Annotated in this window: 10 protein-coding genes; 2 read left to right on the top strand and 8 right to left on the bottom strand. The window is 59.7% G+C overall.

All coding sequences use genetic code 11. From position 1 onward, the window contains the following. Together ACR0J7_RS19810 and ACR0J7_RS19815 are read right to left on the bottom strand one after the other, a co-directional pair. Positions 1-200, bottom strand: a 200-nt coding sequence (locus ACR0J7_RS19810) for a hypothetical protein (protein WP_480915411.1), incomplete at its 3' end; no start/stop codon positions are given. Positions 201-336: 136 nt separating this feature from the next. Beyond that, positions 337-2,619 (bottom strand): adenosylcobalamin-dependent ribonucleoside-diphosphate reductase, encoded by a 2,283-nt coding sequence (locus tag ACR0J7_RS19815; RefSeq protein WP_480915413.1) that lies wholly within the window; start codon positions 2,617-2,619, stop codon positions 337-339. Between the two features lie 114 nt (positions 2,620-2,733). Between ACR0J7_RS19815 and ACR0J7_RS19820 the strand changes: the two genes are divergently transcribed. Then, entirely contained in the window at positions 2,734-3,165 is a 432-nt protein-coding gene (locus tag ACR0J7_RS19820) for a DUF1489 family protein (protein WP_267363648.1), read from the top strand. Here ACR0J7_RS19820 and hisG read toward each other — a convergent pair whose 3' ends face one another. Genes hisG through hisS form a run of 3 tightly spaced genes read right to left on the bottom strand, consistent with a single transcriptional unit; the run spans position 3,166 to position 6,431 of the window. Next, positions 3,166-3,855 carry an ATP phosphoribosyltransferase gene (gene hisG / locus ACR0J7_RS19825; RefSeq protein ID WP_480547469.1) on the bottom strand — a complete coding sequence of 230 codons (690 nt, stop codon included), beginning with the start codon at positions 3,853-3,855 and terminating at the stop codon, positions 3,166-3,168. It abuts the gene before it with no gap. Further along, positions 3,852-4,940 carry an ATP phosphoribosyltransferase regulatory subunit gene (locus ACR0J7_RS19830; RefSeq protein WP_480915415.1) on the bottom strand — a complete coding sequence of 363 codons (1,089 nt, stop codon included), beginning with the start codon at positions 4,938-4,940 and terminating at the stop codon, positions 3,852-3,854. Before ACR0J7_RS19830 ends, hisG begins: the two co-directional genes overlap by 4 nt. A 3-nt stretch (positions 4,941-4,943) precedes the next feature. After that, a complete protein-coding gene (hisS, locus tag ACR0J7_RS19835) occupies positions 4,944-6,431 on the bottom strand; it encodes a histidine--tRNA ligase (protein WP_480871532.1) in 1,488 nt (495 codons plus the stop codon). Between the two features lie 131 nt (positions 6,432-6,562). Here hisS and ACR0J7_RS19840 point away from each other — a divergent pair, with 131 nt between their 5' ends. After that, a complete protein-coding gene (locus tag ACR0J7_RS19840) occupies positions 6,563-6,757 on the top strand; it encodes a SlyX family protein (protein ID WP_209504826.1) in 195 nt (64 codons plus the stop codon). A 4-nt stretch (positions 6,758-6,761) separates the two neighbouring features. Here the strand turns inward: ACR0J7_RS19840 and ACR0J7_RS19845 are convergent, their stop codons facing one another. The 3 genes from ACR0J7_RS19845 to dnaE all read right to left on the bottom strand — a co-directional run bounded on the left by ACR0J7_RS19845 (position 6,762) and on the right by dnaE (position 10,949). Beyond that, a complete protein-coding gene (locus ACR0J7_RS19845; RefSeq protein ID WP_480774475.1) occupies positions 6,762-7,133 on the bottom strand; it encodes a hypothetical protein in 372 nt (123 codons plus the stop codon). 11 nt (positions 7,134-7,144) lie between these two features. Beyond that, entirely contained in the window at positions 7,145-7,363 is a 219-nt protein-coding gene (locus ACR0J7_RS19850) for a YMGG-like glycine zipper-containing protein (protein WP_480774474.1), read from the bottom strand. Positions 7,364-7,448: 85 nt separating this feature from the next. Next, a complete protein-coding gene (gene dnaE / locus ACR0J7_RS19855; RefSeq protein WP_480915417.1) occupies positions 7,449-10,949 on the bottom strand; it encodes a DNA polymerase III subunit alpha in 3,501 nt (1,166 codons plus the stop codon). Between the last annotated feature and the right edge of the window lie 342 nt (positions 10,950-11,291).

Consider the following 11,291-nt stretch of genomic DNA (forward strand, 5'->3'; position numbering starts at 1 on the left):
GAAGGAAAATCTGATTTGCTGTCTTCACCATTGAGGCCGTCCAGCACGATCCTGACCTTCTGTTCCGCAGAGTAAAGTTTGCGCGTCGCGCGACGAATGTCTTTACGACTTTCTCGCCGTGGCTCTGCTTGGTTCCGGGTTTCTGTCTCATCTCCACTTCTTGGTGGCCACGATGTACCAGCAGCGCTATCGCCATTCATCAACTCCGCTAGACAGGAGAAAGGCCCCGGAAGAATTCCGTGGCCGTTTTCTCATATCTCCAGCCAAAATGACCTATTGAAACGTTTAGGTCATGTCGCGTGACACGCCACATATATTTCGTTCAGCGCTTCATACCTATCCGCATTTGGAATGACCGCAGTTGCGGCAGGTCATGCAGCCTTCGATCATGACCATGTCGTACTGACCGCAGGACGGGCAGGCTTTGCCACGTGGCGCGTCCAGGTTCACCACTTGCGCCTGGGGATCGGATTTCAACCCCATCCCTTCGCCTTCCAGAAAGCCGATGGCGACCATGTGCTGTTCGATCACGCCCCCGATCGCGGCCAGGATCGATGGGATATACTTGCCTTTGACCCACGCCCCGCCGCGCGGGTCGAAAACGGCTTTCAGCTCTTCGACCACAAAGGACACGTCCCCACCCCGACGGAACACGGCCGAGATCATCCGCGTCAGCGCCAGTGTCCAGGCGTAATGTTCCATGTTCTTGGAGTTGATGAACACTTCGAACGGGCGGCGGCGGCCCGAGATGATGATGTCGTTGATGGTCAGATAAATCGCGTGCTCGCTATCGGGCCATTTCAGCTTGTAGGTCGACCCCTCCAGCGATTGCGGGCGATCCAGCGGTTCGGACATGTAGATGACGTCGCCGCCTTCAATTTCATGAGGCGCATTCGCGCTTTCCCCCGGCACCTTGTCATCGCTTTCCGAAACGGTCAGAACCGAGCCGGTCACATCGTTGGGGCGATAGGTCGTGCACCCTTTGCAGCCCTGATCCCAGGCCTGCATGTAGACATCCTTGAATGCGTCAAAGCTGATATCTTCCGGGCAGTTGATGGTCTTGGAGATCGAGCTGTCGATCCATTTCTGCGCTGCCGCCTGCATCTTGACGTGATCCGACGGCGTCAGGGTCTGGGCATTGACGAAATAGTCCGGCAGAGCTGCGTCGCCAAACTTGTCGCGCCACATCTGAACGGCGTAATCCACGACCTCTTCTTCGGTGCGCGAGCCGTCTTTTTGCAGAACCTTGCGGGTGTAGGCATAGGCAAAGACCGGTTCAATCCCTGACGACACGTTCCCGGCATAAAGCGAAATCGTGCCCGTGGGCGCAATCGAGGTCAGCAGAGCGTTGCGGATACCATGTTCGCGGATCGCATCGCGGACGTCGTCATCCATTTGCTGCATCGTGCCGCTGGCCAGATATTTCTCGGCGTCGAACAGGGGGAACGCGCCTTTCTCCTTAGCCAGATCGACCGAGGCCAGATATGCGGCGCGGGCGATTGCGTGCAACCAGCGTTCCGTCTGGCGCGCCGCCTCGTCGGACCCATAGCGCAGGCCCAGCATCAGCAGCGCATCCGCAAGACCCGTCACGCCCAGCCCGATGCGGCGCTTGTCCTGCGCTTCCGCCTCTTGCTCGGCCAGCGGGAATTTCGAGGCGTCCACGACGTTATCCATCATGCGCACGGCTGTCGCGACCAGTTCCTGCAACGCCGGTTCATCCAGATGCGCGGCATCCCCAAATGGTTCGGCAACCAGCCGCGCCAGATTGATCGAGCCCAGCAGGCAAGCCCCGTACGGCGGCAGAGGCTGTTCGCCACAGGGGTTCGTCGCGGCGATGGTTTCAACATAGCTCAGGTTGTTGGCCTGATTGATGCGGTCGATGAAGATCACGCCCGGTTCAGCATAATCATATGTGGCCTGCATGATCTTGTTCCACAGATCGCGCGCCTGAACGGTATGATAGATCTTGCCGTCAAACTGCAACTCCCACGGGCCGTCGGCCTTGACCGCCTCCATGAAGGGATCGGTCACCAGCACCGACATGTTGAACATGCGCAGGCGGGCCGGGTCGGATTTGGCGGTGATGAACTGTTCGATATCAGGGTGATCACAGCGCATGGTGGCCATCATCGCCCCCCGGCGCGAGCCCGCGGACATGATTGTGCGGCACATTGCGTCCCACACATCCATGAAGCTGAGCGGGCCAGAGGCATCTGCCGCCACACCTTTCACATCCGCGCCGCGCGGGCGAATGGTCGAGAAATCATAGCCGATCCCGCCCCCCTGCTGCATGGTCAGCGCGGCCTCTTTCAGCATGTCAAAGATACCGCCCATGCTGTCGGGGATGGTGCCCATAACGAAGCAGTTGAACAGTGTCACCTGCCGCGCGGTGCCTGCGCCAGCAGTGATGCGCCCGGCGGGCAGATATTTGAAATCTTCCAGTGCCTCGTAGAACCTGTCTTCCCAATGATCCGGGTCGTCCTCGACCCGCGCGAGGTCACGGGCGATGCGTCGCCAGCTGTCTTCAACCGTCTGATCGATGGGCGTGCCATCCGCCTGTTTGAAGCGGTATTTCATGTCCCAGATCTGCTCGGCGATGGGGGCGGCAAAGCGGCTCATTGGTGATTCCCTGTGCTGAAAGAGGTATCCAGACTAACACCCACTACACCTTGATGAAAGCCAATCCTGAGCTACAATGGATAGATAGCAAAGGGACGACTCTGTGGGAAAGCTGTGGATAAGTACGTGAACCTCATCAAACTTTCGGTTGGTTCGGAAAGCGTGGACTCTCTGATCGCGTGGCAAGACAGCCGCAAACCGCTTTATGAGGACGGATATCCGCGCCACGTAACCCGCATGTGGCCCAAACGTGATGCTGAGATTCTGAATGGCGGATCAATCTATTGGGTCATCAAAGGTGTCGTACAGTGCCGTCAGCGCATTCTGCGCCTGGACGAGGTGATCGGCGAGGACGGTATCCGCCGCTGCGCCATCGTTCTCGACCCTAACGTACATCGGACCCAGAACGCCTTGAAACGCCCGTTTCAGGGTTGGCGATACCTGAAGCCCGAAGATACACCAGCCGACCTTCCGAAAGGGCGCGCGCAGGATGACACCCTGCCCGATGATCTGAACCGCGCCCTTGCGGATATCGGTGTGCTGTAGTTACCGCAGCCGATCCAGCATTTCCGTCAGAACCGCCTTATCCGCCGCGTCGACCTTTGCAACCCGGCTGCGCCACAACGTGGCCTGCGATTGCAGGATCAGACCGTCCGACAGGATCTTGAGGTGGTTTGCCCGCAGGGTTTCACCTGAGGAGGTGATATCGGCAATTGCTTCGGCTGTTTCGTTCATGACCGTACCTTCGGTCGCTCCCTGGCTGTCGACCAGAGTGTAGTCGGCCACGCCCGCGTCGGTCAGGAACTCCCGCACCAGTCGGTGATATTTGGTGGCGATCCGCAGCCGGTGGCCGTGGGTGTTGCGAAATGCTGCTGCCGCCGCATCGAGATCGTCCAGCGTGTCCACATCGACCCAGCAGGCGGGTGTGGCAATGATCAGATCGGCTTTGCCAAAGCCCAGCTGCGCAATCTCTTCGACCTGCTGTTCCCAGCGTGGCAGCTTCTCATGCACCAGATCGATGCCGGTGACGCCCAGATGAATACGGCCCGACGCAAGTTCGCGCGGAATCTCACCCGCCGACAACAGAACCAGCGAGACGCCGTCAATCCCGTCAACCCTACCCGCATATTCCCTGTCCGAGCCGTTGCGGGACAGCATGATGCCATGTTTTTCGAACCATGAGACGGTCTTTTCCATCAACCGGCCCTTCGAGGGCACGCCCAGTTTCACACTCATTGCGCGGCCTCCTCGATTTCAAGCATCAGGTCCGGGCGGATCACGCCGCCGATCGCGGGGATTTCGGCCCCATCCCCCAAACGGCGCGTCAGCGCATCATAGCGCCCACCGGTGGCGACGGGCGGCAGGTCGGGACGGCCTTCGGCGTAGAACCCAAAGACAAACCCGTCATAATATTCCATCGATGTCCGGCCATATGACGCTTCGAAATCCAGCCGTGCAACATCGACACCACGCGCCTGCAGGGCGGCGATCCGCGCCTCTAACCGGTCCAGCGCCGGGGTGATCTGCGGCAGATCCACTGCCACATCCCGCAGCTGTTCCAGCGCGAAGGGCATGGTTTCACGCACATTCAGCAGCGTTTCCAACCCGGCCAGTTCATTGTCAGAGATCGGCGGCGCAGCGCGATCTTCGCGCAGGGCTTTGATCCTATCGGCAATCTCGGGCGCGCGACGCTTGCCGATCATCGGAACATCAACCGCCATCGGGTCGTCCGCGTCCAAAAGCGCGTCACGGCCTTCAGGCCCCGGTTTACGCCCTGCAAACCGGTCCAGCAGCGCACGGAACCGGCGCGGCCGCCACAGGTGCCGCATCAGCGCGGCCTTGCGGCGGTCTGTGGTCCGAAGCCCTTCGACAGCCGCGGTCAGGATACCGATATCCCCGGTGGCTGCGCGCAGGGGCAGCCCGCGCAGTTGCAGCGCCATCAGCGAAAACACTTCGGCATCGGCACCAGCGGGATCATCGCGGTCAAAAACCTCGTACCCCACCTGAATATATTCGTTCGACCGGTCCGGGTCGTGTTCCTGACGGCGGAACACCTCACCTGAATAGGTATAGCGCGCTGGCTCCGCCCCGTCCCGCATGTGCATCTGAACAACAGGCAGGGTGAAATCCGGGCGCAGCATCTGCTCGCCCCGCAGCGCGTCCGAGGTGACGTAGGCACGGGCGCGGATATCCTCGCCATAGAGGTCCAGCAACATTTCAGCGGGTTGCAGCAGCGGGGTATCCACCACCTGCGCGCCCGCAGCCTCGAACCGGACACGCATCATCGCGGCACGGGCCTGTATCTGGGAACGGTTGGGCATGGGTCAGTCCTGACTGTTCAGAATTTCACGCACTTTCGCGACCAGATCAGCGCGCGATACTTCGAACTGGCTGGGGCGTTCTTTCCATTCCTCCAGCGTGGCGCTTTCGGCGATCTTAGCCCCAAGGATCAGGTCCTTGATCTGCACGATGCCTTTTGCCTTTTCGTCCCCGCCTTCGATCACCGCAACCGGAGAGTTGCGCTTGTCCGCGTATTTCAACTGATTGCCAAAGTTCTTGGGATTGCCCAGATACACCTCGGCCCGGATGCCCGCATTGCGCAGCTCGGCCACCATCGCCTGATAATCGGCCATCCTGTCGCGATCCATGACGGTGACGACCACGGGGCCTTTGGCCTGGGCGCTGATCCGGCCCTTTTCGCGCAGCGCCGCCAGTAACCGATCGACGCCGATGGACACCCCGGTCGCGGGCACTTCCTGCCCGGTGAACCGCTTGACCAGATCGTCATAGCGCCCGCCGCCCGCAACCGAGCCGAATTGCCGCTTGCGGCCTTTCTCGTCGAAGATTTCGAACGTCAGTTCGGCCTCGTAGACCGGACCGGTGTAATAGCCCAGGCCACGGACGACGGAGGGGTCAATGACAATGCGGTCGGGGCCGTAGCCGCCAGCGGAGAGAAGTTCAGCGATCTGTTCCAGTTCAGCAATCCCATCCGCCCCAATCTTGCTGTCACCCACGGCAATGCGGAGGTTGGCCAATGTACCAGCGGTATCGACGGCCTTGGAAGTCAGGAAGGCGATAACCGGGTCTGCCTGATCATCGCTGAGACCAACGCCGTCGATAAACGCGCCCGACGCGTCCAGACGGCCCTTGGTCAGCAACTCGCGCACACCCTGCTCACCCACCTTGTCGAATTTGTCGATGGTGCGAAGAACATTGTCTCGTGCGGCTTGATCATCGCCAAGCCCCATCGCCTCCAGCACACCGTTCAAAACCTTCCGGTTATTCACCCGGATGATGTAGTCACCGCGCGGGATGCCAACCTCTTCCAGCGTGTCGGCCAGCATTGCACAGATCTCGGCATCAGCAGCCATCGAGGCGGTTCCAACCGTATCCGCATCGCACTGATAGAACTGCCGAAAGCGCCCAGGTCCCGGCTTTTCGTTGCGCCAGACCGGACCCATTGCATAGCGGCGATAGGGCGTGGGCAAGTCGTTGCGGTGCTGGGCGTAAACCCGGGCCAGAGGCGCGGTCAAGTCATAGCGCAGGGCCATCCAGTCGCCATTTCCGCCCTCGTCAAACTCCTGCCACGCAAAGACGCCTTCGTTCGGGCGGTCCACGTCGGGCAGGAACTTGCCCAGCGCCTCGACGGTTTCGACCGCGCTGCTTTCCAGCGCGTCGAAACCGTAACGATGATACACGCCCGCAATCGTCCGCAGCATCTCGGTGCGCTGCGTGACTTCCTCGCCGAAATAGTCACGGAACCCTTTCGGCGTTTCGGCCTTGGGGCGGGGCTGTTTCTTGGGCTTGGCCATGTGGGGCGTCCTTGGGAGTGTACCTGTTCCGCGCGCGGTCTATCCCATGGCCCGCATCTGGGCAAGGCGCGCTTTCTCTGGCCAAGGCGTCACAGGGTCGCTATGTGCAGTCTGAAAGACAGGAGCATCCTATGCAGCAACTGGAAGAACAGATTGCCCATCTGACCCGCACGGTTGACGATCTGAACGCGGTTGTCACCCGGCAACAGGCCGAGATTGACCGGCTGACCCGCCGTGTCGAGATGCTGCTGCACCGCGAGGCCGAGCGCGCACAGGAAGGGTCAGGCGGCGTTGTCCTTGGTGACGAACGTCCGCCACATTACTGAAAGCTTACAGCCCCAGCGTTGATTTCACCGCGTCGTCGACGACGCCACCCAGCAGGGCGTTTTCATCCCCGGCGCAGCCGTCTTTCAGAGCCGCCACAAATGTTTCGCGCAGCGTGGCCTTTTCCTCGTCCGAACTGGCATGAGCTTCGAGGTCGACCTGACGGTTATAAAGGGACAACGCCGTCATCTTGCCGACCACGTCCACAATGTATTCTTCATTCCCGTCAGCCTCTTCGATGACCGACGCGCATGTGTGATACATGAGCGGCAGCGCCGCTTGCACCATCTGTTCGGCTTCCTCGTCCGCAAGGGCATAGCCGGGCCCTGTAAGCAGCGCGGCGGTTGTGATCACTTTCATCGCGTTCAAACGCATCATCCCGCCCCCGCTTATTTCGAGTTCGCGCCGATCAGCGCACCAGCAATTGCCCCTGCGGCGGCACCCTTGCCGTCGCCGATCAAGGCCCCGACCCCGGCCCCGATCACAGCACCTTTGATCGTGTTCTCTTTCTTCTTGTCGTCCGCAAGCGTGGCTGTCGCCGAAACCAAAGCCAGCGATGCCGCCGCCCCCAATGCAATCGTTCTGAAATTGAGACCTGCAATCGTCATATCAACGCCCTCCCGTGGCATGATCAGAAGACATATTTGCAAGGTCAGCCTAGCGGTGCGCTAACTGTCTGGCAACAAAGCGGTGTCAGATCTCTTCGACGGTCATCACGCCTTCCAGCGATTTGATCGCGCCCTTGATCTGGGGATTGATCGGGAACACACGCCCCAAGTCGATTTCGACGTCGCCGGGCAGGCCGGGGTCCAGCAACAGCAGTTGGATCGGTCCGCGGGCCGCACCCTTGGCGGCGGTTGCGGCTTCTTCAAGAACCGTTGCAATAGTTGGCACCGCCCGCGCTTCGTCGACAAAGATGCGCAGTCCCGTCGCCCCGGCTTCGGCCACTACAGAATCCGCTGGTCCAACCGAACGACCCAGCAGCTTGAGCTGATCGGACTCCACCGTCGCCTCGACGGTCAGAACCACCTGAGCGCCGGTTTCCAGAAACTCGCGGCATTTCTCCAGCGTGTCGGAAAACAGCGTGACCTCATAAGCGCCGGTCGGGTCCGAAAGCTGGGCAAAGGCGAACCGGTTGCCCTTGGCCGATTTCCGTTCCTGTCGCCCGGCAACCACTCCGGCCATCTTGGCAATCAGCGGGCCAGAACGGGCTTTCTCGGTCACCTCGTCCAGCGTCAGAACCTGTTTACGCTTCAAGGCCGGCATATAGTCATCCAGCGGATGACCAGAGAGGTAGAAGCCGATGGCCTTGAACTCTTCGCTCAGACGTTCAGCCGGCAGCCAGTCGGGGGTCAGCGACAGGCGTGGTTCGGGCAGGTCATCTCCGGCCTCGCCAAACAGCGACACCTGGTTCGAATTCTTCTGTTCATGGATCGCTGCCGAATACTGCACCAGTGCATCAAGGCTTTCGAAAACGCGGCGGCGGTTCCGGTCCAGCTCATCAAAGGCTCCGGCGCGGGCCAGCATCTCAAGCGGGCGTTTGCCCACTTTCTTCAAATCCACGCGGCGGGCGAAATCGAACAGGTTGACAAATGGCTTGTCCGCGCGACCCGCAACGATCAGATTCATCGCCTCGACACCCACATTCTTGAGCGCGCCCAGCGCATAGACCAGATGTCCGTTATCAACATCGAACGTGGCCTGAGAGCGGTTCACACAAGGTGGAATATACGGCAGTTCCAGCCCTTTTCGGACCTCTTCGAAATAGATCGCCAGCTTGTCGGTCAGATGAATATCGCAATTCATGACACCCGCCATGAATTCGACCGGATGGTTCGCCTTCAACCAGCCGGTTTGATAGCTGACCACCGCATAGGCGGCGGCGTGGGATTTGTTGAAGCCGTAATTGGCGAATTTTTCCAGCAGGTCGAAGACTTCGCTGGCTTTCTTGGCATCCACCCCGTTTTCTGCCGCGCCTTTTTCGAATTTGGGGCGTTCGGCATCCATCGCCTCTTTGATCTTTTTACCCATCGCGCGGCGCAGCAGGTCCGCGCCGCCAAGGGAATACCCGGCCATCACCTGTGCGATCTGCATCACCTGTTCCTGATAGACGATGATGCCCTGGGTTTCCTCAAGAATGTGGTCGATCAGCGGATGAACGGATGTGATCTCGCGCAGCCCGTTCTTGACCTCGCAATAGGTCGGGATGTTCTCCATCGGGCCGGGACGATAGAGCGCGACGAGGGCCACGATATCCTCGATACAGGTGGGTTTCATGCGCTTGAGCGCGTCCATCATGCCTGAGGATTCAACCTGGAACACCGCGACCGTCTTGGCCGCTGAATAGAGCTTATACGTCGCCTCGTCATCCAGTGGGATGGCGTTGATCTGGTTCTCGGCCCCCTCGGCAGGTTCATAAAGCTCGGTGCCATCGGCGGCGATGTGCAACTTCCGCCCGGACTTGAAGATCAAGTCCATCGCGTTCTGGATCACGGTCAGGGTTTTCAGACCCAGAAAGTCGAACTTTACCAGCCCGGCCTGTTCCACCCATTTCATGTTGAACTGGGTTGCAGGCATGTCGGATCGCGGGTCCTGATAGATCGGCACCAGCGCGTCCAGAGGCCGGTCGCCAATCACAACCCCAGCCGCGTGGGTCGAGGCGTTGCGCAGCAGCCCTTCGACCTGCTGTCCATACGTCAGCAAACGATCCACCACCTCTTCGTTACGAGCTTCCTCCCGCAGGCGCGGCTCATCCTTCAGGGCTTTTTCGATGGAAACCGGTTTTACCCCTTCAACCGGGATCATCTTGGACAGACGGTCCACCTGCCCGTAAGGCATTTGCAGCACCCGCCCGATATCGCGCACAGCAGCCTTGGACAGCAAAGCACCAAATGTGATGATCTGCCCTACCTTGTCGCGCCCGTATTTCTGCTGCACGTAGCGGATCACCTCTTCGCGGCGATCCATGCAGAAGTCGATATCGAAGTCGGGCATCGAAACCCGTTCGGGATTCAGGAACCGTTCAAACAGCAGGCTGTAACGCAGCGGATCGAGGTCGGTAATTGTCAGCGCATAAGCCACCAGCGAGCCCGCCCCTGACCCCCGCCCCGGCCCAACCGGAATATCGTGATCCTTGGCCCATTGGATAAAGTCGGCAACGATCAGGAAGTAGCCGGGGAAACCCATTCCTTCGATGATGCCAAGCTCAAAATCCAGCCGTTCCTGATATTCCTCGGGCGTCACCGCATGGGGGATTACCGCCAAACGTTTCTGCAAGCCTTCATTGGCGATGCGGCGCAGTTCAGCGACCTCGTCATCGGCGAATTTCGGCAGGATGGGATCGCGGCGATAAGCCATAAAGGCGCAACGGCGCGCGATCTCGACCGTGTTCTCAATGGCCTCGGGCAGATCAGCGAACAGCGTCACCATTTCCTGCTGCGACTTGAAATAATGCTGCGCGGTCAGGCGGCGGCGACCTTCCTGCTGGTCGACATAAGCCCCTTCGGCGATACAGATCAGCGCATCATGGGCCTCGTACATATCCGAGGTCGGGAAATAGACGTCATTGGTGGCAACCAGCGGCAGGTTCTTGGCATAGGCCATCTCGATATGGCCGCGCTCGGTCTGGCGTTCGGCCTCGGGTTGGCCGTCCTCGCCCGGATGACGCTGAAGCTCGATATACAGACGATCCGGGAAAATCGCGGCCAGCCGGTCCACCAGCGCCTCGGCCGCCGGACGTTGCCCCTGTTGCAACAGGCGGCCCACCGGCCCGTCAGGCCCTCCGGACAGGCAGATCAGCCCGTCGGCGCGGTCCGCGAGCTCGTCCAGCGTGACCTGCGGCAACTGCCCGCCCTTGTCCACGTAAAGGCACGTGCTCAGCTTCATCAGGTTCTCGTACCCCGCCTCGGACTGTGCCAGCAGAACAAGCGGCGCGGGCGATTTTTGTTTTTCCCCCGGTTGCGACTGCACATAAGTCAGATCAACCTGACATCCCATGATCGGCTGGACACCGGCCTGACTGGCTGTCACCGAAAATTCCAGCGCTGAAAACATGGAATTCGTGTCAGTCACCGCAACGGCAGGCATCCCCATCTTCTCGCACAGGGCAGGCAGTTTTTTCAGCCGCACAGCCCCTTCCAGAAGGGAATATTCGGTGTGAACACGAAGGTGAATGAATCGGGGGGTACTGCTCATGAACGGCAGGCTACCCTAGCCGCGAGGCATGCAAAAGCCGGAACCTGCGCCGTTGTTTGGCAAAATAATCGTTTTCGATTATTCGGATTTTCCAGAAGGTGCTTCGGAAAGCGGTATCCTCACTGACAAAAAAACGCTTTAGTTTCAAGCAACTGATATTTACACAGGGTACGCAAATCCACGCCATTTGGCTGTAATGATGCATCATACAGGCAGTTTTTCTTGCCAGATCACGCATGCTGTTTCTAACATCCATTGGCAAGCTATCCGCCCGCCACTCTTTCTACGTCGCATCGAAGGAGGGCACCACCAGGGCGCAACCGGGTAAGGCGACGGGTTTCT

This window comes from Ruegeria sp. O4 (assembly GCF_056535125.1).

Coding starts and splice junctions, on each gene's coding strand:
- ACR0J7_RS19815 (WP_480915413.1), bottom strand. CDS start 2,619: ATGAGCCGCTTTGCCGCCCCCATCGCCGAGCAGATCTGGGACATGAAA.
- hisG (WP_480547469.1), bottom strand. CDS start 3,855: ATGAGTGTGAAACTGGGCGTGCCCTCGAAGGGCCGGTTGATGGAAAAG.
- ACR0J7_RS19830 (WP_480915415.1), bottom strand. CDS start 4,940: ATGCCCAACCGTTCCCAGATACAGGCCCGTGCCGCGATGATGCGTGTC.
- hisS (WP_480871532.1), bottom strand. CDS start 6,431: ATGGCCAAGCCCAAGAAACAGCCCCGCCCCAAGGCCGAAACGCCGAAA.
- ACR0J7_RS19840 (WP_209504826.1), top strand. CDS start 6,563: ATGCAGCAACTGGAAGAACAGATTGCCCATCTGACCCGCACGGTTGAC.
- ACR0J7_RS19845 (WP_480774475.1), bottom strand. CDS start 7,133: ATGATGCGTTTGAACGCGATGAAAGTGATCACAACCGCCGCGCTGCTT.
- ACR0J7_RS19850 (WP_480774474.1), bottom strand. CDS start 7,363: ATGACGATTGCAGGTCTCAATTTCAGAACGATTGCATTGGGGGCGGCG.
- dnaE (WP_480915417.1), bottom strand. CDS start 10,949: ATGAGCAGTACCCCCCGATTCATTCACCTTCGTGTTCACACCGAATAT.